17 protein-coding genes and 2 pseudogenes are annotated in these 21346 nt (G+C 59.0%); 8 read left to right on the forward strand and 11 right to left on the reverse strand.

Annotated elements, in window-relative coordinates; translation table 11 throughout:
- Nucleotides 1-52: 52 nt before the first annotated feature.
- The 3 genes and pseudogenes from BS627_RS24600 to BS627_RS15080 form a co-directional block, all read right to left on the reverse strand.
- On the reverse strand, nt 53-1894 hold the full coding sequence (locus BS627_RS24600) for a BapA/Bap/LapF family large adhesin (RefSeq protein WP_165691262.1): 1842 nt from the start codon (nt 1892-1894) through the stop codon (nt 53-55).
- Between the two features lie 2193 nt (nt 1895-4087).
- A pseudogene (locus tag BS627_RS25075) lies at nt 4088-4369 on the reverse strand (BapA/Bap/LapF family prefix-like domain-containing protein); the annotation flags it as partial.
- Between the two features lie 537 nt (nt 4370-4906).
- Nucleotides 4907-6334, reverse strand: a complete 1428-nt coding sequence (locus tag BS627_RS15080) for a TolC family outer membrane protein (RefSeq protein WP_089153259.1) — start codon at nt 6332-6334, stop codon at nt 4907-4909.
- 487 nt (nt 6335-6821) lie between these two features.
- Here BS627_RS15080 and BS627_RS24845 point away from each other — a divergent pair.
- A pseudogene (locus tag BS627_RS24845) lies at nt 6822-7079 on the forward strand (hypothetical protein); the annotation flags it as partial.
- 112 nt (nt 7080-7191) lie between these two features.
- Here BS627_RS24845 and BS627_RS15085 read toward each other — a convergent pair.
- The gene (locus BS627_RS15085) at nt 7192-7491 is read right to left on the reverse strand and encodes a hypothetical protein (protein ID WP_077984000.1); all 300 of its coding nucleotides are present in this window, start codon (nt 7489-7491) and stop codon (nt 7192-7194) included.
- A 65-nt stretch (nt 7492-7556) separates the two neighbouring features.
- On the opposite strand from BS627_RS15085, the gene BS627_RS15090 reads away from it, so the two are divergent.
- From BS627_RS15090 to BS627_RS15115, 6 genes are all read left to right on the forward strand, one after another.
- Nucleotides 7557-8546 (forward strand): ABC transporter substrate-binding protein, encoded by a 990-nt coding sequence (locus BS627_RS15090; RefSeq protein WP_077984001.1) that lies wholly within the window; start codon nt 7557-7559, stop codon nt 8544-8546.
- A 5-nt stretch (nt 8547-8551) separates the two neighbouring features.
- Nucleotides 8552-9325: an ABC transporter ATP-binding protein gene (locus BS627_RS15095; RefSeq protein WP_077984002.1), complete on the forward strand. Its 774-nt coding sequence runs from the start codon at nt 8552-8554 to the stop codon at nt 9323-9325.
- Between the two features lie 4 nt (nt 9326-9329).
- The gene (locus tag BS627_RS15100) at nt 9330-10127 is read left to right on the forward strand and encodes an ABC transporter permease (protein ID WP_077984003.1); all 798 of its coding nucleotides are present in this window, start codon (nt 9330-9332) and stop codon (nt 10125-10127) included.
- Between the two features lie 86 nt (nt 10128-10213).
- Nucleotides 10214-11209 (forward strand): isopenicillin N synthase family dioxygenase, encoded by a 996-nt coding sequence (locus tag BS627_RS15105; protein ID WP_077984004.1) that lies wholly within the window; start codon nt 10214-10216, stop codon nt 11207-11209.
- 2 nt (nt 11210-11211) lie between these two features.
- On the forward strand, nt 11212-12183 hold the full coding sequence (locus tag BS627_RS15110) for a LysR family transcriptional regulator (protein ID WP_077984005.1): 972 nt from the start codon (nt 11212-11214) through the stop codon (nt 12181-12183).
- A 31-nt stretch (nt 12184-12214) separates the two neighbouring features.
- Entirely contained in the window at nt 12215-13567 is a 1353-nt protein-coding gene (locus BS627_RS15115) for a cytosine deaminase (RefSeq protein ID WP_077984006.1), read from the forward strand.
- Nucleotides 13568-13740: 173 nt separating this feature from the next.
- On the opposite strand, the gene aztD is transcribed toward BS627_RS15115, so the two are convergent.
- From aztD to BS627_RS15130, 3 genes are all read right to left on the reverse strand, one after another.
- Nucleotides 13741-15534 carry a zinc metallochaperone AztD gene (gene aztD, locus BS627_RS25080; protein WP_077984007.1) on the reverse strand — a complete coding sequence of 598 codons (1794 nt, stop codon included), beginning with the start codon at nt 15532-15534 and terminating at the stop codon, nt 13741-13743.
- A gap of 102 nt (nt 15535-15636) precedes the next feature.
- Nucleotides 15637-16575 carry a zinc ABC transporter substrate-binding protein AztC gene (gene aztC, locus BS627_RS15125; RefSeq protein ID WP_077984008.1) on the reverse strand — a complete coding sequence of 313 codons (939 nt, stop codon included), beginning with the start codon at nt 16573-16575 and terminating at the stop codon, nt 15637-15639.
- 14 nt (nt 16576-16589) lie between these two features.
- A complete protein-coding gene (locus BS627_RS15130) occupies nt 16590-16883 on the reverse strand; it encodes an ATP-binding cassette domain-containing protein (protein ID WP_077984009.1) in 294 nt (97 codons plus the stop codon).
- A 321-nt stretch (nt 16884-17204) separates the two neighbouring features.
- On the opposite strand from BS627_RS15130, the gene BS627_RS15135 reads away from it, so the two are divergent.
- Complete coding sequence (locus BS627_RS15135) at nt 17205-17399, forward strand: LysR substrate-binding domain-containing protein (RefSeq protein ID WP_077984010.1); 195 nt, start codon at nt 17205-17207, stop codon at nt 17397-17399.
- Between the two features lie 207 nt (nt 17400-17606).
- On the opposite strand, the gene BS627_RS15140 is transcribed toward BS627_RS15135, so the two are convergent.
- Genes BS627_RS15140 through BS627_RS15155 form a run of 4 tightly spaced genes read right to left on the reverse strand, consistent with a single transcriptional unit; the run spans nt 17607 to nt 21272 of the window.
- Nucleotides 17607-18392 carry a TIM barrel protein gene (locus BS627_RS15140; RefSeq protein ID WP_077984011.1) on the reverse strand — a complete coding sequence of 262 codons (786 nt, stop codon included), beginning with the start codon at nt 18390-18392 and terminating at the stop codon, nt 17607-17609.
- A gap of 8 nt (nt 18393-18400) precedes the next feature.
- Nucleotides 18401-19411 (reverse strand): Gfo/Idh/MocA family protein, encoded by a 1011-nt coding sequence (locus BS627_RS15145; protein WP_077984012.1) that lies wholly within the window; start codon nt 19409-19411, stop codon nt 18401-18403.
- Between the two features lie 10 nt (nt 19412-19421).
- Entirely contained in the window at nt 19422-20318 is an 897-nt protein-coding gene (locus tag BS627_RS15150) for a sugar phosphate isomerase/epimerase family protein (protein ID WP_077984013.1), read from the reverse strand.
- 45 nt (nt 20319-20363) lie between these two features.
- Nucleotides 20364-21272, reverse strand: a complete 909-nt coding sequence (locus tag BS627_RS15155) for a sugar ABC transporter substrate-binding protein (RefSeq protein ID WP_165691273.1) — start codon at nt 21270-21272, stop codon at nt 20364-20366.
- Nucleotides 21273-21346: the final 74 nt, after the last annotated feature.

The raw sequence follows: 21346 nt of genomic DNA on the forward strand, positions 1-21346 counted from the left end.
TCCTTTGTGACGACATGGGGGCGTTCATGCCCCAATGTCGCCCTTGGATCGTTCAGATTACAGTCGAATGCATCGAATTCAATTCGTCTTCGGCCACCAGATGGCCGAAGGGATCAACAGGCAGTTCCACCGGATCGGGCGCCTCGACAAGACCTGCACTGTCGTCGGTCGAACCCAGATCAGCGTCACCATCCTCAGGCTCACTGAGAGCCGCAAGTCCATCAAGCGGGACGGTCAATTCCTCCGTATCTTCCTCGATCAGGCGAGAAAGCTCGTCGTCACTGTCCTGACTTGAGGTGAATGGATCATCGCTTGCCGCCACATCAATGCTGTCGAGACCGGTTATGTCCTCGGCAACGAACATCATGGCCTGATCCGGCACGCCTGCACCGGAGGGCTCGACGGTCACGACCAAAGAGGATTGCTCGACCGCGCCGGACGGATGGATCAGCTGATACTCGAAAGTCTCGGTTTGCGACGTGGTGAAATGCGTGAGATCAGGGTGCAGTTCGTAACTGTAACTGCCATCGGCGTTGATGGTCAGCGTACCGTATTCGCCGTCGATCGTTCTGGTGCCCGTCACATCCACGAAGCTTGTTCCGTCAAATATCTGGAACTGTGTAAATGTGGAACCCAGATCATCATTGGTAAGCAGATTGCCGCTGTCACCGGTCGTGGTCCCGACCTCATACTGGTCGGTGTATGTCACATCAATATCGGTTGTTATGGTCGCCGAGACATTCACCAAAGTACCACTCAATGTTGAGCGGACACGGTAGGTGCCAGCAAGGAGATCGAGTTCAGCCAGGTCTATCGACGCCACGGTGCCGAGCCCGCCAACGATAATGTTGAAGGAGTCGCTTGCTACCTGCTGCCAGTTGCCTGGTGTTGTTTCTTGCTCGAGATAAAGTACACCATTCGACAGAGCCGCCAGCAGAACAGATACGTTGATGCTGCCGGAAACCTCCATGCTGTCGGTGATTACGAAGCTGTTGCTGGTATAGGTGCTTGTTTGTCCCAGCCCACCGGAAAGCAACGTGGAACCGGTGGCGGTAAAGAAATCGTCGTCCGTCACATTGCTCCAGATGACGGACGCATCTGCGCTGTCTCCCGTTGTGGCAAACTCTAACGTCGCCGGAAGGCCCGGGTCGGTGTCGCTCCAGGTCATCGTCACATTGTCGCTGCCGATCTGGACGTAAAGCGTCGCGGTACCGGTATTGCCGTCGGCATCCGTTACGACATAATCAAACCGGTCGACCTGGCCGATCCCCGCTCCATTGGCGAAAGGCGTGTAGGTGTAGGATCCATCGGAACGGATGAGAAGCTCGCCGAAATCACCCTGTATGGTCACTCCGTCCTCATCGACAGCTTGGCCATCGACACTCTGTACCGTCGTTCCAGCCGGGACTACATCATTGTCGATGACATTGCCGCTCACAGCAACAGGGTCGTAACCGCCGATTTCGGTAAAGTCGTAGTCCGTGCCATCAAGCGTCAGCGTGCCGCCGACACCCACGCCGAGCAGACCATTGAATCCCATGAAGGCACGGTATTCCCCCGGTTCGAGGCCCGGCACGGTGCCGCTGGTTCCGCCAAAAAGCGACAAGGACAGGATCGTGGCGGGACCTCCCCCTTCGATGCTGGTCCATTGCTGTGTCGAGGGATCCCACTTTTGCACCACAAGACTGTAGTCGCCCAGCACGTCTGCACCGATCAGCCCGCTGAAATCGAAGTTGAGATCCTGTGTATGGCCGGTCTCCACATCAAATTCGATTGTATCCGCAAATAACTGCAGATCGAGACCCGCAAGACTGACGACAGCGAGATAGGTATCGCTCCCAAGCGGAACGTCTTCCGTCACGGTGGGTAAAAGCGTCACTTCGGCCGTGGCCACATCGTCCGTTGGTTCGAGATCAGCGTCTGCGTCCGCATCAGCATCAGCATCCGCATCTGCATCAGCATCAGCGTCTGCATCTGCGTCCGCATCGGCGTCAGCGTCGGCATCTGCATCAGCGTCGGCATCTGCATCCGCATCAGCATCAGCGTCGGCATCTGCGTCAGCATCAGCATCAGCATCCGCATCCGCGTCGGCATCTGCATCCGCATCGGCATCTGCATCCGCATCGGCATCAGCATCAGCATCTGCATCCGCATCCGCATCTGCGTCTGCGTCCGCATCAGCGTCTGCGTCCGCATCAGCATCTGCATCAGCATCAGCGTCGGCATCAGCATCCGCATCGGCATCGGCATCGGCGTCAGCGTCCGCATCAGCATCCGCATCGGCGTCAGCATCAGCATCTGCGTCTGCGTCTGCGTCAGCATCCGCATCAGCATCAGCATCCGCGTCGGCATCCGCATCGGCATCGGCATCGGCGTCAGCGTCCGCATCAGCATCCGCATCGGCGTCAGCATCAGCATCTGCGTCTGCGTCTGCGTCAGCATCCGCATCAGCATCAGCATCCGCGTCGGCATCCGCATCGGCATCTGCATCCGCATCAGCGTCAGCGTCTGCGTCCGCATCAGCATCTGCATCCGCATCAGCATCAGCGTCTGCATCAGCATCAGCATCTGCGTCCGCATCAGCATCAGCATCCGCATCAGCATCTGCATCCGCATCAGCATCCGCGTCCGCATCAGCATCCGCGTCCGCATCAGCATCAGCGTCGGCATCAGCATCTGCATCCGCATCGGCGTCAGCATCCGCGTCTGCGTCTGCGTCCGCATCAGCGTCAGCATCCGCATCGGCGTCGGCGTCGGCATCTGCGTCAGCATCTGCGTCTGCGTCAGCATCCGCATCGGCATCCGCATCAGCATCAGCATCAGCATCAGCGTCTGCATCTGCGTCTGCGTCCGCATCGGCGTCAGCGTCAGCGTCGGCATCTGCATCAGCATCAGCATCAGCGTCGGCATCTGCATCAGCATCAGCGTCGGCATCCGCATCCGCATCTGCGTCAGCATCAGCATCCGCATCAGCATCCGCATCCGCGTCGGCATCTGCATCCGCATCGGCATCAGCATCCGCATCCGCATCGGCATCGGCATCGGCATCGGCATCGGCGTCAGCGTCAGCATCAGCATCAGCATCAGCATCGGCATCCGCATCCGCATCAGCATCAGCATCTGCATCTGCATCGGCGTCCGCATCAGCATCTGCATCGGCATCCGCATCAGCGTCAGCGTCTGCGTCCGCATCAGCATCTGCATCGGCATCGGCATCGGCATCGGCGTCAGCGTCCGCATCAGCATCCGCATCTGCGTCAGCATCTGCATCTGCGTCTGCGTCTGCGTCAGCATCCGCATCAGCATCAGCATCCGCGTCGGCATCCGCATCGGCATCTGCATCTGCATCNTCTGCGTCCGCATCAGCATCTGCATCCGCATCGGCATCGGCATCGGCGTCAGCGTCCGCATCAGCATCCGCATCTGCGTCAGCATCTGCATCTGCGTCTGCGTCTGCGTCAGCATCCGCATCAGCATCAGCATCCGCGTCGGCATCCGCATCGGCATCTGCATCTGCATCCGCATCCGCATCGGCGTCCGCATCAGCATCCGCATCGGCATCGGCGTCCGCATCAGCATCTGCATCCGCATCAGCATCAGCGTCTGCATCAGCATCAGCATCTGCGTCCGCATCAGCATCAGCATCCGCATCCGCATCAGCATCCGCGTCGGCATCCGCATCGGCATCGGCATCTGCATCAGCATCAGCATCCGCATCGGCGTCCGCATCAGCATCAGCATCAGCGTCGGCATCAGCATCTGCATCCGCATCGGCGTCAGCATCCGCGTCTGCGTCTGCGTCTGCGTCTGCGTCCGCATCAGCGTCTGCGTCAGCATCCGCGTCCGCGTCGGCATCTGCGTCTGCGTCAGCATCGGCATCAGCATCCGCATCTGCATCTGCATCTGCATCAGCATCAGCATCAGCATCCGCGTCGGCATCGGCGTCACTGTCGTCGCTAGAGGACCCTCCAAGACCGATAGCTCCCCCGCCGGCGAGCAGACCCAAAGCGGCAAGGCCGAGAATGGAACCGTCACTTGCTGAAGCGCCGACCAGTTCGTCTACGCCTTCAATCTGCGAAAAACGAAAATCCGCCAAACCATCGCTATGCTCGCCGAGCCACAGATTTCCATCTTCGTCCTCCAGAACGAGCTCGCTGTGCTCACCCTCAAGCTCTCGGTAGAAGTGTCCGATCCGGATCGTCTCGCCAGAACGCATGCGGAGGAGGAGATCATCGCCGTCGCGAACGAAATCGGAGACCTCGTTACGGGCCGCGCGAATCTGGACGATGCTGGGTTTGTCCATGTCCAATTCGTCGAATGATACAGTCCGGGAATTTCCTGAGACTTTGTCGGTTACCGTTGCAACCATAAAATTGTCCTCCTGCGACACGGGAACATCGGCGACAGAAATCCACTGCCGCCTGGAACACCAAGCAACATTCAAGAAATTTGATTTTGCGAACGGCTGACCGCTGCAAAGTGCAGAGCCTCAATTCTATCGGCTCTGGTCTCTTGCATAAGGGGTTGTTTTCCTCACGAGACCCCTCTCCCATCGTTATAATTGCAGAAAAAAGAGATCCCGCAAGAAAAAACAACCGATGAGGGCATCTCAAAAATGAGGGGTAAGAGCCTTGGGGCTCGAGCTAACGCGCAACCGTCTCTACAGAAACGCGGGGGGACGAAGCCCGCTTGCAACCGCAAAACAGGCTATTCTTTTGCTCGAGCAGTTTTCTCTCCGACTATATGCGGCACTGTCCCGGCTCTTTCCCTGGAAGCCAAAAAAAGAGGCTGATACGCGATCGGACGACAATGCGATACACGGCTTTCTACCAGGCGCAATCAAATTTAAAAAAGATATCAAAATCAATTAGATAAATGCGCTCCCCAGCGACGCAATCCGCCATTCCTAAAGGGATATACCTTGAATTGTCTGGCCTTGAAGCGCGAAGGCTTCGCGCATCCGTCCGGCATTAAACGTGCAGTCTAGGTTCAATCTGTGCAGGTCATACTGAATGTTGCTGATATCGAACCTTGCAGCATGTAGTTCCTGGTCGGCGTTGAGCAGGTCGAGAAGGGTTCGCGTACCCAGTTCAACATATTGTGTTCGGTAAAGATCACGTGTCTGCCTCATCGTTGACTGGCGTGTCGAGAGCGATCGGCGCAGACTTTCCTTGCTCGATATCTGGCTGCTGGCCTCGGTAAGGTTGCGCACAATGTCGACCCGCACACGCGCTTCCGCGGCCTGTGATGCGCCGAGCGCCTGAACCGCCATATTCCGTCTGGCGCTCGTTGCGCCCCCATTATAGAGGCTGCCCGAAACTTTTAAGCCGATAGTATAATCGGGGTCGAAAGAGCTCAGTTCTGTGACATCGACACCGATTCCCGCATCAACGGACAGTGTCGGTAGCCCCTCGGCTTTGGCCAGATCGATCTGTGCGGCTGCGGCTTTGCGATCGGCTTCCGCTTGCATGACCGCCGGAACGCGGGACCAGTCGAGATTTGTGGAACTGCAGGCCTTCGGAAGCCATGCGGGCACCGCATCGATCACATCAACCCGTCCGTTAATGCCGCTCAAATTTGACAGGGTCGCTTCCCAGCGGGAAAGTTGCCCTTCGATTTCCAGCCGCGTCGCCTCCGCGGCCTGAACACGGGCCTCCGCCTGCAGAAGGTCGGAACGCGTGCTCGCACCCTTGTCAGTACGTGCCTTGACCAGTTCCAGAATTGCTTTCACATCCTCGATCTGATCAAGCGCAACTTTTCGCAGGGCTCGATTGCGCTGGATTTCGATAACCGAGTATGCCGTCTCGCGTGCCAGATCATCGACCGCCATAAAAACCTGCGACTTCCGGCCCGCAATCCCTGCTGTTGCAATCTTCACCCGGTTGTCGACCTTACCGAAGTCATACAGCATCTGCGAAACGCTGAAGTTGAGGTCCGGGCTGTACCGATCTGATCTGTCGTTATTGTAGGAGGAATCCAGCCCCCAACTTAGGTTAGGAAGATAACCTGCGCGGGCTTCGTTGACGGATTCGGTCTGCTGATGAAGCCGACCGATCGTTTCTGTAATTGCGGGATGCCAGTCGACGGCCTTCCTGACGGCAGCCTCGAGTGAAAGCGGGCCCTTGTGTTCGCTTTTTTCGAGCTTCGGCGACCGTAGCTGACCAGTCATGGTATCGGCTACGCCTGGAAGGCTCTCGCTCACCTTTCCCATCTCAGTACTGGAAGAGCCTGTGCCCACCTGCCGGATGCTGGCACCGGGGCGGTTGGCGCAACCGGTCGTCAACATCCCCACAGTAACGATGCAAGCAAGCGCTGGAAGCCAACGAAACGGCATTCAATGTTCCACCTTCTAAAGAGAAGAATGAGCAAGCTGCCAGTACGAGGAACAAGATCGTGGCCATTTGATTTGCCGATATAAATTCGGCGTGGATCAGGACTAGGCACACGCGGTTAACAAAGAATTAACCATGTGGAGTGAATATTAACCATGCATCTGAGCGACGTCGGCCGCGGTCCTTCAATTGGGAGACCGCGAGAAACTTCCGGCACGAAGATAGCCATTTTTGTCGAGCAGTCCTCGTCGCTATGATGCGGACAGCGGGCCGTTAGGAAACAACCTTTCGCCGTGTTGCTTCCGACGTCAAACCGCGATCACTTGATCTATAAGGGCTCGCCCGCACGAGAAATCCACCGCGCTCTGACCGGAGAATGGAATTTCCCCGGTTAATGCCGCAACGGTTGCAGGCAGTACCGTCAACATCGGAGAGCAGCCGTTCACGACCGTTTCGCATTCCGGCACATGGTGAAGAAGAAGAAAGGGGATCGGCAGCGACAAAGTCGCCACCTGCCCTCTCATCCCTGGCAGCGAAGACTTTTCCTATTTTCTCGATAAGAAGCCAAGCAGGTTCCTGCGCCTGGGCAATGGCATGAACTCCGCCATGCTACACAGCCCCAAATATGAATTTGCGGATATCTCTCCCGGGCTAACTGACCGACACGGCATTGTTACCACCGCGACAGGCGGTCGATTTCGCCAACCGCCAGGAAGAGATTTCCGCTCTATTCGTTCTAATTATTAGGACGCGAATTTCTTGGGCAACGACGGAACACCTCTCAATAAGAATTTCGTCTTGAATTCAGAATCTTACGAAATCTTCGATCAATGCTCCATCAGGCAAAAGCGCTTTTTGCCTAAATTTTTTGCAGGCATAAGATTTCATCGAAGCTCTTGCTAAAGTCGGCTTCCTCGTGAGACAAATGACCTGCGAGTAGAAGCGGTCTGAGCTTGGGTTCTGGACATTGCTCGACGGATAAATCTGTCGGGGAGATGTCTAAATGCCGTGTAAAGTCAGTAACCTTATTCCAAATTCCGCAGAAATCGATGATGGAGCTTATCATCTTCATGCGCATCGGTGTTTTGCATGCCTGAGCAGCGAGCGTCCTGAAAAACGCAATTGCGCCATTGCCAGGTTCCTTGCGGATGGATTCCATCCGGACCGCATCACCACGCCCTATCCGTCCTTAAAAACCGAACACTAGATGTGAAAGGTCGCCCTATGTGCCGCACCAAGCTTGCCTCCTATGCACTTGCCGCCACCCTTGCCGCCGGCGCGGCATCCGCCGCTGACAAGGTGATCTTTCAGCTTGACTGGTTGCCGGGCGGCGACAAGGCGCCGATCTATGTCTGCCTCCAGGAAGGTTTCTGTTCGGAAGCCGGCCTTGAGGTGGAGATCGCTTCCGGTCGCGGCTCGACCGACGCCATCTCGCGCCTCGCCGCTGCATCCTCCGACATCGGCGTTTCGGATATCGGTGCCCTGATGGCCGCCCGCGCCAATGAGGGCGTGAAGGTGACCGCCGTCATGTCGCTGTTCAACAAGGGGCCGCATGCATTCTACGTCACCAAGGGCGGCGCGATTACAAGTGTCGCCGACGTCAAGGGCAAGACGATCGCGACGTCGCCGTTCACATCGTCGAATGTTTATCTGCCACTGGTGCTTAAGGATGCCGGCATCGACATGGCGGATGTTAAACTCATCAAGGCTGATCCCGGCGCGCTCGGACCCATGCTGATGACCGGCAATGCCGACGGCATCATCGCCTGGATGACCGACCTCACGCGCTACAGCAATCAGGGCAAGGAAGCCGGGAAGGAAATCATTGCCCTGCCGTGGTCGGCCGCCGGTCTCGAGCTCTATTCCGCATCTCTCATCGCCAGCGATGATTTCCTCGCCAAGCGCCCGCAGGTCGCCGCGCGCTTCGTCGCGGCCTACAAGAAGTCAGTCGAGTTCGCCAAGGAAAATCCGGAGAAGGCGGCTTCGGCCGTCACCGCCATCGTGCCGGAGCTCGGCTCTGAAGATGTTCAAGGTTCGCTCAAGGACACGCTGCCGCTCATTTTCAACGAGGTGACGGACAAGGACGGCCTCGGCGCCTTTGAAACAGCTCGCCTCGCTGAAACCTGGCGCCGTGTTTCCCAAGCGCAGAACATTGACCCGGACAAGCTCGATCCGGAAACCATGGTCAACCGCACCTTCATGGTAACGGAGTAACGCTCATGGCGATGCCCGCTATTCGCTTCGAGAGGCTGGGACAGGTTTTCGAGACCCGATCCGGACGCACGGAAGCCCTACGCGACGTCAGTTTCGATGTGGCACGGCATGAGTTCGTCTCGATCCTCGGTCCTTCAGGGTGCGGGAAATCGACCCTGCTGCGCATGATCGCCGGCCTGCTGAAGCCGACATCCGGCTCGGTGGAGGTTTTCGGCCTGCCGGTGACGGCCCCGCGTGATGACATCGGCATCGTTTTTCAGAAACCGACTTTGCTTCCCTGGGCCACCGTCGAAGACAATGTCGTATTTCCCGCCCGCCACAAGACCGGCCGGGTGACCGCACAGGAGCGCGAGCGCGCGGGTGAACTCCTGAAGATGGTCGGGCTGTCCGGCTTCGAGAAACGCCTGCCGGACGAGTTGTCTGGCGGCATGCAGCAGCGCGTCGGTATCGCCCGCGCGCTGCTCATGGATCCAGATATCCTGCTCATGGACGAACCCTTCTCGGCCCTGGATGCGCTGACGCGCGAGGTGATGGGCTTCGACCTTCTGCGTATTTTCTCCGAGCGCCCGAAGACCGTGGTCTTCATTACGCATTCGGTCAGCGAGGCTGCGCTTCTGTCCGACCGGGTATTGGTGATGACCGGCCGACCGGGTTCGATCCTGACCGAAGTTACCGTACCCGTGGGCCGGCCGCGTGGCCCTGAAACTACAAAGGACAAGGCGATCCATGACCTCTCCAACCACCTCCGCGATCTCCTCCTCACCCGCCACGCGGCTTGAGGCCATGCAGACCCGCACGTCACCAGTTGCTTTCCTCAAGCAGGTGCTCGCATGGCCGGGCATCACGACCGCTGCGGCTCTTATCGGTGCCGTGCTTCTGTGGGAAGCGGCGGCGCGGCTCCTGTCTCTCCCCACCTATCTGCTTCCACCACCGAGTGCGATCCTCGGCTCGTTCTCTTCTATTGGCTTCGAACGCTGGATGGGCCACATCCTCGCAACGCTGCGGGTGGCGCTGATCGGCTACGCGATGTCCATCGTCATCGCCATTCCGCTCGCGGTCGTCATGATGCGCTCGCCCTTCCTGTCGCGAACGCTCTATCCGCTGCTCGTCGTCGTGCAATCGACGCCGGTGGTGGCGATCGCGCCGATCATCATCGTGGTGCTCGGGGCCGGCGATGCACCACGCATCGTCATCACCTGTCTCATCACCTTTTTTCCGCTTGTCGTCTCAACCGCAACGGGCCTTGCCGCGACCCCGCCCGAGCTGATTGAACTATCGCGAAGCCTGCGCGCCTCCGGCTTTCGCGAAATCACCCAGATCCGTCTGCCCTTTGCGGTGCCTTACATCTTCTCGGCCTTGAAAATCTCGATCACGCTCGCCGTCATAGGTGCCGTCGTCGCGGAATTCTGCGCCTCGGAAGCAGGCGTCGGTTACTTCATCCAGCTTTCGACCTCGCTGTTCAAGCTGCCGCAGGCCTGGGCCGGTCTGTTGGTGCTGGCCACTATGTCGCTGCTGCTGTTTCAGGCCGTGGTGCTGACGCAGAAACTTTTCTTTCCCTGGAGCCTGCCGAAGAGCAGCTGAGCCCATCCGGAGTAGAAGCAGTCGGGCCTTGCCCGGACATTGCTCCTCAACCGCCGGCGCGCCGGCATCCACCTAAGGAGAATCGTATGAATATCCAGACCGACACGCTTGCAGAACTCGCCAAGGAAGCAACCATCGGCGGCATGGGCACGACCGTTGACCGGGAAATCCCCGTCATCGACCTTTCCGACTTCGATAACCGCAAGCATGAGATCGCCGATGCACTCTGGCAGGCCTCGATCGATATCGGCTTCTTCCAGGTATACAACCACGGCATCGCCCAGGAAGACATCGACGCGGCCTTCGACACGGCATGGACGTTCTTTGAACTGCCGGCAGAGGTGAAGGCAAAAACCCCGATGCCGAAGGGCATCAATGCCGGCTGGGAATTCAAGGCGCAGGTTCGTCCCTCCACCGGCACGCCGGACAACAAGGAGAGTTTCCAGCTCACCCGGCCGGACATGATCCGCCTCAATCTCTGGCCGAGCGAAGAGGATCTTCCAGGCTTTCGGGAAAAGATGCTCCGCTTCGAGCGTCAGAACTGGGAACTCGGCATGCGCATCCTCTCCTGCTTCGCGCTGAAGATGGGCTTTGCCGAGGATTTCTTCACCGTGGCGCATGACCCATCTTCGGATCAGTACCAGTCGACGCTGCGGCTCATCCATTACATGTCGATGGAAGGTGCCAAGCCGGAAGACTTTACCTCATGGCGTGCCGGCGCCCATTCCGACTTCGATTGCCTGACCATCCTTCATCAAAAGGAAGGCGAAGGCGGGCTTCAGGTATGCCCGGGCAAAGATGCGGCCCTCAAGGAATGGACGGATGTTCCGCCGCGCAAGGGTTATATCACCTGCAACATCGGCGACATGCTGATGCGCTGGTCGGACGACCAACTGCAATCGACGTTGCATCGGGTACGCATGCCGCGCGAGGGCGAATACATGGGGCGGCGCCTGTCGCTGCCTTTCTTCTGCCAGGCAAACCGCGATGCGGTCATGCAGGGTCCGCTCGGTAAATACGAGCCGATCACCGCCGGCGAGTACCTGACCCGCCGCATCAACGCCAATTTCGCCAAGAAGTGACGTTGAAGATGGTCCGTTGCGGTGACATCGTGGAACAGTCAATCCGACTCCCGTCAGGCAACGGACCCATCATGCTTCATGGACGCGCGCTGCGCTATATCGACGAGGTTGCCCGACAGGGCTCTATCCGCAAGGCGGCAAAGACATTGCATGTCGCCGCCTCTGCGGTGAACCGCTACATCCTGGAACTTGAAGAAGAGCTGCAAGCGCCCATTTTCGAGCGTCTGCCCCGCGGACTGAAATTGACCAGCTCCGGTGAAATCCTGATCCAGCATATTCGCGAAACCCTGCAGGCTCATCAGCGAATGCGTGCTCAAATCCAGTCGCTCAAGGGATTGAATCGCGGTGAGGTGGTGATTGCGACGATGGCAACACTTGCTGCCGGCCGGATCGCCGAGATCGTTGCAGCCTACCGTGAAAAACATCCGCAGGTCAGTCTGCGGATCATGGTGGGCGATCGGACGACCGTCGCAGAGATGGTGGCACTCGGCCAGGCCGATCTCGCCATCGCCTACAACCTGCCCGACGACACCCGGCTGCAACGCGCCGCGGAATTCCGTCACGCGCTGGGCGCGGTCGTCGCTCCCACCCATCCGCTCGCAACCCGCAGCAGCGTGCGCATGTCCGATTGCCTGCTCTATCCGCTGGTTCTGGCGGATCGGTCACTGTCGCTGCGCGAGGTCGTTGAGGCGACAGCACCGGCGCGGGCCACCCTCGTTCCCGTTGTAGAGACCAATTCGATGGAGCTGATGAAACGCCTTGCCCGGACAGCGCCTCACATCACGTTCCTCAACAGACTCGATGTGGATCGCGAGACTGCGACCGGCGAACTGGTTTTCATCCCGCTGACCGGAACCGGCTCGTTGCAACGGCTCAATATCCTCCACCGCGCCCGCGGCTCACTCTCGCCTGCCGGCAGCCATTTCATGCAATTTGCGCAGGAGCGTTTGCTTGCCTCGTTCGACGAGAGCTGACTGCCCGGCACCCACCCGATAGAGACCCGCCATGAACGATATTTCCCTGTTTCCCAACCTTGCCGCCCGTTTGGCGAGACCCGAGCGCATTCGTCTGGCAAAGGCGCGCGTGCCGGTCGCCCTGCTTGCCGATGACGCGCCTTATTTTGCCAAGGTGGACCGGGACGGCTCGGCGCTCGTCGACATTCTGATCGAGAACGGCAGGATTGCGGCCATAATGCCCACCTTTGTCGACAGTGATGAAGATACAGTCGCACTCGACGGCCGCCATGTCTGGCCGTTGCTGATTGACGCACATGCCCATCTCGACAAGGGCCACACCTTGGGCCGAGCGCCCGATTCCGGAGGAATGCATCCTGGCGCGCGCGCGGCAACCACGGCGGACCGTCTCGCCCACTGGAACACCGATGACCTTCTGCGGCGGATGGAATTCGGCCTTGCGACGGCTGACGCCCATGGCGTTGCAGCCATCCGCACCCATCTCGACAGCCACGAGGGACAAGCGGAAATCACCTGGAACGCTTTTGCAGAGGTGCGCGAGCGCTGGAAAGGCCGCATCACCCTGCAAGCCGCCGGCCTCGTGCCACTTGATGCCTACAGCGACGATTATGGCGCGCGTCTTGCCGATATCGTTGCCGGCCACGGCGGCCTGCTGGGTGGCGTCACCCGTGCCTCCGGCGGAACGCACGGGGCAAGCCTCGACGATATAGACCTGCTGCTTGATCGGCTGTTCGTGCTGGCGAAGGAGCGGGAACTGAATGTCGATCTGCATGTCGATGAGGCCGCGCAAGCCGATGCTTTGCCGCATGTTGCGCGTGCCGCCATCCGCCATGGCTACGAGGGGCGCGTAACCTGCGGCCACTGCTGCTCGCTTGCGCTTCTGGGCGAGCAGGAACTACGCGACACTATCGCGCTGATCGCGGATGCCGGCATTTCGATCATCACGCTGCCAACCGTCAACATGTATCTTCAGGACCGCAAAGACGGTCGTACCCCGCGCTGGCGTGGGGTCACGCCGGTAAAGGAACTGCGGGCGGCGGGCATTCGGGTGGCTGCGGCCGGAGATAATTGTCGTGATCCCTTCTTTGCCTATGGCGACCATGACATGCTGGATACCTGGCGGCAGGCGGTACGTATCCTTCACCTCGACCACCCTTACGCGGATGCAGCCGCGCTTGCCGGCCCAGCACCGGCCCGCATCATGGGCATTGACGCCGGCACGATCAGCGTGGGGCGCCCGGCGGACCTGATGATCCTGGAGGCCTGGAGTCTCGATCAGGTCATCGCCCGCCCACACGCCGATCGTATCATTCTCCGCAAGGGGATCCTATCCAACAGGACATTGCCCTCCTATAGCAAGCTGGCCGATTTTCGGACGATGTAGGTCCGGCGCTGCTCATGCTTGAAACACCAAGGGACACCGGCGTGTTGAGTTTCGGCTGGCTGCCGACAACTCATGGACGCAGCCGCAGCAGAACATCCATGTCTGGATGAATGCGAAAAGGCGCCGGGCGGACCGCCGGGCGCCTTTCAATTATCTGCAAATCTATCGCCTGATCAGTGGGCCTTCATCTCGCGCACGATCTCATCCGCCTTCATCGAGGACGGATAGTAGGTCGGCCAATTGGTCACCTCGTTCAGAAGCGCGGCGCGGTCATTGCCCCAGTAGAGATGATAGTGGTCGGCCTTGTTCGGCGCAATCTGGTGATCACTGAACTGGATGAACTGCGGTGCTGCCGCATCGCCCTCGGTCTTCTTGAAGATGAAGCGGACGCCTCGGTTGCCCTTCTTGTAGGTCAGGACCTCCTTGCCATCATAGGCATAGCGGCCGGCCAGCGGCTTGCCCTTTTCGTAGAAGGTCACCATGTCGCCTTCGATGGTGATGCGCTCGACATCGGTCTTGTAACCGACCTCGTACTCGGCACGGATGTCATCAACGCTCGCGGTACCCTTTTCAGCCTTATGCTTCCAAACCGGCTCGAGTGTGCCATCCTTCAGATACGGGTAGATCGACTGCCAATCGCCGGCGTAGTCCGAGAGCGGACGGTCTTTGATCTGGGCGTCTTCGAAATAGCCGGCGTAAATTTTCGGATCGCCATGGCTGTGCGCGTGCTCACCATCGTGGTTGTGGTCATGACCGGCATGATCATGCCCCTCACCCTCGTGAACCTTGCCGCTGCCGCCGGCAACCGCGATGTTGTAGGGCTTGCCCTCAACCTTGATAGTACCGACTTCCTTGAGATCTTCCTTGGAGATCCGACGGACCAGTCCAGCATTCGGATCACTCATGACGACCTCGTCGCCCGCCATGGCGATGCGGGGGCGCGGATCGTTCCAGTGACCGTCCATGGAATAGGGCTCGGTTACTTTGGCGCTCTTGGTAACCTTCCCGTCAAGAACGTCGATCTGATGCAGCGAGCCGTCTTCAGTCAGAACGTATCCGAAGCGCGCGTTTGCCGGATCGAGAGCGAAGTCGATACGGCGGAACGGCAGTTCGATGTAACGGAAGTTCGGCGCATCGACGGGATCGACAACAACGAGGCCCTTGGCGCCGTAGTTGCCCAGGAAGACCTGCATGCTTTTGGCGCCAAGCAGCGTGCCTGTGGTCTGGCCTGCCGGCAGATCGGCAGGGTAGGTCAGCATTTTTGTGACTGGGCCATCCTTGCCCGCAGTTACCGTCAGGATGCCTTCCTTGCAACCTGCTGCTAGATATGCCCCTGAGAACGCCTCGCCGTGGATGCCGGTGCAGGTGGCGACATCACCCGCCGGTGTTCCATCTTCCTTCACGGCGCGCAGTCCAACGCGCGTCGGAGCGGCATCGCCTTCGACCGGTGCATCGGAAGCGACCGTCGTAACCCAACCGCTACCGACGGGAGCAGCAAAGCCATGATGCGCCCGTGCCTGCTTTAACTCCTTCGCCTCGACTTCGCCGTGCGAAAGCTCGTGCGCATCAACGATGGCCGCATAGCCGCCCTTGTCGAAATTGATTACCACCTTGCCGTCGTGATCGATGACGTGGAACGGCCGAGGTCCAGTCAAAGCCTCCTTAACCGCATTCGGCTCTTTGATTTCAATGTCTGAATGATCACCGTGAGAATGCAGCGAGATGCCGCTGTTGATGAAGTTTACGGCATCGTCGTCCGACTGGACTGAGACGATGGCAGCGCCTTCGTTGACGCTGTAGAGCTTGTTCTGGCCCTTTGTCTCAAACGTCCAGCGGTTCTCCGGCTTGCCAAGATCAAAGGCGGTTACCTTGCCTGCTTCATGGTCGCCGACGAACACGCGATATAGCGTGACGTTTTCCTCATTCTCTTCAGCAAAGGCAGCAGGCCCGAACAGGCTTACCGCCATGGCAAGGGCGGATACGCCCGGGATCAGATGTCTCACGTTTCTCTCCTTCTATATGACATATCGTAACGTTGCTGGGTGGGATTCGAGACTGCTTCAGTGAGGTCAGCCGCGATTGATGGCCTGCGAGAGCGTCTTGACGTTGTATCGCATCATCTCGATGTAGCTTGGCGCCGGGCCATCCGGTGGAGAGAGGGCATCGGAATACAGGACGCCGCCAAGCTCAAGCCCGGCCTCAGACGCGATCTGCTCGATGAGCCGCGCATCGGAAATGTTCTCCGAGAACACGGCAGCAGCCTTCTTCTCTCGAATCTCACGGATGAGGGAAGCGACGTCTGCGGCAGAAGCCTCGGATTCAGTCGAAACACCCTGCGGGGACAGAAAGGATATGCCATAATCCCGCTCGAAATAACGGAAGGCGTTGTGCGCGACGACCGCCACACGGTGGTCCTGTGGAATCTTGCCGATCTGCGCCCTGATGTCGGCGTCGAGCGCCGCCAATTTTTCAGTGTAGGTAGCAGCGTTCGCCTTGTAGGCTTCGCATCCGCCAGCGTCGGCTGCACAAAACGCCTTTTCGATGTTCTGGACGTAGGTTTTGACATTCCCAACCGATTGCCAGACATGCGGATCATTCGGTGTGGAATGAAAAATCGCCTTGCCGTCGACGAAATGGTAATGGCCACCGGTCGGGTCATTGAGGATGTCGGCGCCGTCGGTGATGGCGGTGACCGGCGCATCGGTCTGGCTTGCCTCGATCAGGCGCTCCATGAACCCTTCAAGAAGCAGGCCGTTGACAAGAATGACGTCGGCGCGGGCCAAGGCCATGGCATCGGCGGGGCGCGGTTCATAGACATGCGCGTCGCCATCCGGACCGACAAGCGTTCTAAGCTCGATGTGATCACCGCCGACCTGCTTTGCCAGGTCTCCAATGATGGAAAAGCTCGCCACGACCGACAGTTTTTTGTCCTGCGCATAGGCAGGCGCACCCAATGTGCCGAGCGAGGCGACAAGGAGACCGGTAAAAAGGAACGTTCGTTTCTTCATTGGTGTTTCCAGATTTAGCTTGAGATCAGGCAGTCAGATGAAGGGACCGCGGCAGAAGCATGCCGCGAGGGCTTGCGACGACGGACAGGAAATAGACGGCGCGGCGCGCCGGCGGCCACCAGGCAGGCGCTGCTCATCGGTCGCAACAGTCCAACAATGCCCCTCACCAAGGTCGACTTTCCCGATCCATTGCCGCCAACGTCGGTGACGAGGCTGCCCTTGTGCACCGCTTCGGTCAGGTGGTGTACCGCGGGATTCCTCTTGTACCCGAGCGTCAATTCGCTGAATGTCAGGCAGACGTCCTGCATCTTTTTCCCTTCGGTCGACCTCCATCGCGGTCGCTCGGAATTAACCGGGACTGCTTATGTAATGTTATTACATTCGTCAACCGATAATGTGACGTTATAACAGATCAAGCATCGGATCAGGATGCTGGCAGGGGCTGATGCAGTTGTGAAGCCTTCGATTTCTTTTGCGGCTGGCTTGCCCATCCCTCGCGGGCGGCATCGGTCATCCCATCCGGCATTCATCTGGCGCTCGCGATCACGCGGGAGATGCGCGCAGCAACGGGCGGCGTTCTCGCTCTTGGCCGAAGTTATCGCGTGTTCTTCGGATTACCCTGAGCAGCAATCCAGGGATTTGGAATCACATATGTGCCAAAGGCTTTGGTGGAGAAACAAATCGCGGACGGGCAATTACGGGCTGTGCTTGACGACTGGAGTTTGCCTTTCACCGGCTACCATCTCTACTATCCCGGCAGAGGCCAGATATCTCAAGCGATGATGGTGGTCGTTGATGCTCCTAGACAGCGCGCGAAAGCGTAACGTCGCTTGAGTTTTTGGGTCTTACCGAGCCCCACTTGGACCAGGGAGTGATCACGTTCAGCCCAGCAGCCTCGAAAGGACTTGTGTCACGAGTTGATATCGCAAGGCCATTTGCTGCCGCTGTGGCTGCAATGCAATGTAGCCATCGGCCGCGCCTCAAACCGTCCATAAATCGCCGCCCGCAGCGAACCGCGGGCGGCAAGGCGTTCAGAGCGCCTGGCAGATATGGTCGATGCTGTCCTTCACGGCAGCGCCAGGATCCTTCAACTCGTGCACCTCGGTTGCGAAGGGTTCGAAACTGTAAGGTCCCTTGTAACCGGCCGCCTCCAGCCTCCTGATCTGGGCAATATTTTCCAGCCTGTCGCCTCCATCCACCAGAATGCGGTGGGCGTCCAGCATGTCGGCGACGGAGACGCCGGGGTCGATCACGCCGGAAATATGCACGAGGCCGGTACGTTCGGGGAAGAACTCCGTCTCGCCTGCGAGATGGTGGTGGAAGGTGTCGTGCACCAGCCTGTAGACATCGCCGCCGCCTGCCGCATCGATGGCCCTGATGGCTTCGGCCTTGGTGCGCATCGAAGAGATCGGGAAACCGAGCGGCTCGACGAAACCAATCAGGTCACGTTCCTCGAGGATCGGTTTCATGGCCTTCAACGCCGCCACGAGATCGTCGAAGGAAACCACTGTACCGTCGTTAAGCGGGCACATGACCAGCGCTTTCGCGCCGCTTGCCGCCGCATAATCGGCCATGGCGACGGCCCGCGCAGGCAGGTCGCCCGACCAGACGTTGAAGGGATAAAGCGCATTGATCGAGATGATCGTCACGCCGGCCTTTTCGGCCGCCGCCTTCACGGCCGCCGGCTCCACCGTGCCGACGATATCAGGCAGGTCGTTGCGGATTTCGACTTCAGTTAGGCCGAGTTCGCGGGCTGTCGCGAAGAACGTCTCAAGGGAAAGCTTCGGCGCGGTGATGTGGTTGATGGCAAAACGCATGAAAGACCTCACTGATAAAGGGCGGGACGGGTGGGAAGCTCAATTGCGACGGCCGCCCCTTGCGTTTCCTGCGCGGCCACACAGGCGTCGGAGGTAATGGCGGCCACGTAGCCGTCCCAGGAATTGGGACCCGAGGCCGTGCCTTTCGCTGCCGCGCGAATGAAATCCTGCAATTCGACGTCGTAGCTGGCGATGAAGCGGTCTTTCCAGTCGGTGAGGATGTCGTTCTGCAGCTTGGCGCTAAGGCGGGTCTGCACCGACATCGGCTCCGGCAGGCTGGCAATGCCGTCTTCCCCCACCACCTGGCACTGGATATCATAACCATAATGGCAATTGACGAAGATTTCGACGTCGATGATCGTGCCCTTCGCCGTCTCCAGAATGACGATCTGCGGGTCCTTCAGCCGCGCATGGCTTCTGGCCGCCGAACGGGGGAAGAGAACACGCGCCGAAACATAGTCATCGTCGAGCAGCCAGCGCAGCACGTCGATCTCATGGATCATCGTGTCATGGATCGCCATCGGGGTGGCATATTGCTCTGGAACCGCCGGGTTGCGGTGGGCGGCGTGCACCATGATCGGCGCGCCGATCCTGCTATTGACGGCCTGTTTCAGCGCCACGTATCCGGCGTCATACCGGCGCATGAAACCCACCTGAACCAGCCGCCTGCCATGCGCTACCTCGGCGTCGACGATGCGTCGTGCCCCTTCCGCCGTTGTCGACAGCGGTTTTTCGCAAAAGCATGGCTTGCCGGCTTCAATTGCCGCCAGCACATATTGCTCATGCGTGGCACCCCAGGAGGTGACGAGCACGGCATCCACATCCGTCGATGCTATCAGCTCTTCACCAGTGGAGAAAACGACAGCATCCGGGGCAATGTCGTTTTTGACCGCCTCGGCGGAGACACGGTTGACGTCGCTCAGCGCAACGATCTTCGCACCGCCCAGAACCTTGTTGATACGGCGGGCATGATCACGCCCGATTGCGCCAGTGCCTACGACACCAATTCTGACAGTCATCTGAAAAACCTCATTTCCAGTATTTGGCGACGTATCGCCGGGTTTCGCTGAGCATGAACCGCGCGCTTTCATCGACGCGGTCTTCCCAGGCAAACACGCAGTTCGAGAGCACGCCGTCGAATTTCATGTCGGCAAGCGTTGCAAAGAAGATTTCCCAGTCGATCTCGCCCTGGCCGAAATCGGTGTGCTGATGCACCCTCACCTTCGAGCCGGGGGGATTGACGATGTAGCGTAGCTGCGACGACTTGTTGTGGTCATAGGTATCGGCAAGGCGCACATGCACCAGATGGCCCTCGGTCGCGCGCAGGTTCGCCACCATGTCCGGCCCATAGAAGAACGTGTGCGGCGCGATGAAGGAGGCCTTTACCGCCTTGGAATTGATGGTCTTGACAATGTCGATTGCCGGCGCGATCTCCTCGATCCAGTCTTCTGGATGTGCCTCCAGCGACAGCACCAGACCCTCCCGCTCAAGGATCGGCACGAGAATATCCATGGCGCGGAAGAACTGCGCTTCGCAGGTTTCCGGACGATGCAGGCCGGAACGGTCGTTGAGGCTGCGATCCGGCGAGCCGCCACGGCCGAATTCCGAAACGAACATCGGGCATTCCATTTCGACCGCAATCTCGATGGCGCGTTTCCAGTTGTCGATCGCCACCTCCCATTCGTCCGGATAGGGGCTTGCCCAGCGGTACATGGGTTGCAGCGTCGCAAGGCCGACACCATGGTCCTTCAACGCCTTTTTGAATTCGGCGACGCGTTCGGGATAGACCTTCGGCCGGGTCCACCAGGAAAGGAAATCCGGACGGGGTGAAAGTTCGACGTAATCATAGCCGAGTTCGGCAACCTTGCGGCAGGTCTCGGCCAGCGAAAGGTGCCGGAACATGTGGGGGTCGAGTGTATGTTTCATGGCTGTTTCCAGTGGAGTGATAAATGGACCGGGCCAAAGCCCCGCTTATTTGGCGTAGGCGGACATGTTTTCCGGGGTCACGAGTTCAAAGGGCACCCAAAGCGTCTTCTCAGTGCTTTGCCCGGCAGCGGCCTTCACCGCCGTCTGAACCGAAACCTCGCCCTGCTTCGTCGCATTCTGGTAGACGGTAATGTCGAGATCGCCGGCCTGCATGGCGGCAAGGCCGTCTGGCGTGGCGTCGATGCCGGCGATGACCACATCCTTCATGGAATCGCCCGCCGCCTTCAGAGCCTGCGCGGCACCGATCGCCATTTCATCATTATTGGCGATGACCGCATCGAACTGGATCCCCGCCGTCAGCCAGGAGGAAACGAGGTCCTGCGCCTGCGTGCGGCTCCAGTTCGCCGTCTGCTTTTCGAGGATTTCGATCTTGCAGTCCGGCCGGGCAAACACCGTTTCCACATCCATGGTGCGCACCAGCGCCGCATGGTTTTCCAAAGGTCCCATCAGGATCACGGCCTTGCCCTTGCCGCCCATCAGCTTACAGGCGGCTTCGGCCTCCATCGTGCCGGAATCGAGTTCGTTGGAACCGACGAAGGCTGTGCCATCAGGCAGGCCGGTTTCCAGTTCTGCCGGCGGGTGATTGACATAGACGAGCGGGATTTTTGCGGCTGATGCGGCCTTGGTGATCGCCGAGGTGGCATCGCCATCCACGGCATTGACGATGATCGCATCGACACCGTTGGCGATGAAATTCTGCACCTGATTGAGCTGTTTCGAAGGATCGAGCTGGGCGTCCTCCACCAGAAGCTCGATGTTCTTGTCACGCCCCGCCTCAGCCCTGATGCCGTTCAGCAAAATCGTCAGGAACGGGTTGTCGAACGATGTCATGGAGACCGCAACACGGGTCTCGGCAAGGGTAGGCGTTGCGAAAATGTAGAGCGCAGTCGCCATCAACAGGTTTTTCAAAATCTTTCCTCCCGCGGAAAACCTCCGCTGGTTCAATCGCACTGATATCGCTGAAGCCG

Origin of the sequence: Agrobacterium salinitolerans, from assembly GCF_002008225.1 — a bacterium.
Lineage (GTDB): Bacteria > Pseudomonadota > Alphaproteobacteria > Rhizobiales > Rhizobiaceae > Agrobacterium > Agrobacterium salinitolerans.